General features: G+C 65.7%; 1 protein-coding gene. It reads right to left on the bottom strand.

Features of this window, described 5'->3' with window-relative positions; translation table 11 throughout:
• A partial coding sequence (locus RKE40_RS29620) for an elongation factor Tu (RefSeq protein WP_316021733.1) occupies window positions 1-791 on the bottom strand: 791 nt, incomplete at both ends.

Below are 791 nucleotides of genomic sequence, written 5' to 3'. Positions count from 1 at the left end.
GCGAGGATCGAAGCGACGACGCCGGCGCCGACGGTGCGGCCGCCTTCGCGGATGGCGAAGCGCAGCTTCTCTTCCATCGCGATCGGCACGATCAGGTGCACTTCCATCGAGATGTTGTCGCCCGGCATCACCATCTCCGTGCCTTCCGGCAGGTGCACCACGCCGGTCACGTCCGTCGTGCGGAAGTAGAACTGCGGGCGGTAGTTGGTGAAGAACGGGGTGTGGCGACCGCCCTCTTCCTTGGTCAGGATGTAGGCCTCGGCCTTGAACTTGGTATGCGGCTTCACCGAGCCCGGCTTGCACAGCACCTGGCCGCGCTCGACGTCCTCGCGCTTCGTGCCGCGCAGCAGCGCGCCGATGTTGTCGCCGGCCTGGCCCTGGTCGAGCAGCTTGCGGAACATCTCGACGCCCGTGACGGTCGTCTTGACGGTGTCCTTCAGGCCGACGATCTCGATTTCCTCGCCGACCTTGACGATGCCGCGCTCGACGCGGCCGGTCACCACCGTGCCGCGGCCCGAGATCGAGAACACGTCTTCGACCGGCATCAGGAACGGCTGGTCGATCGGACGCTCCGGCTGCGGGATGTAGTCGTCGACCGTCTGCATCAGCGCGACCACCGCGTCATGGCCGATCGCCTTGTCGCCGTTGTCCAGCGCGACCTTGGCCGAGCCCTTGGTGATCGGGATGTCGTCGCCCGGGAAGTCGTACTTCGACAGAAGCTCGCGGATCTCCATCTCGACCAGCTCGAGCAGCTCGGCGTCGTCGACGAGATCGACCTTGTTCATGAACAC

The sequence above is a fragment of the Allobosea rubneri genome, from assembly GCF_032464875.1.
GTDB lineage: Bacteria > Pseudomonadota > Alphaproteobacteria > Rhizobiales > Beijerinckiaceae > Allobosea > Allobosea rubneri.
The sequence above is the reverse complement of the archived record's forward strand: the minus strand, read 5'-3'. Positions and strand labels throughout refer to the sequence as shown.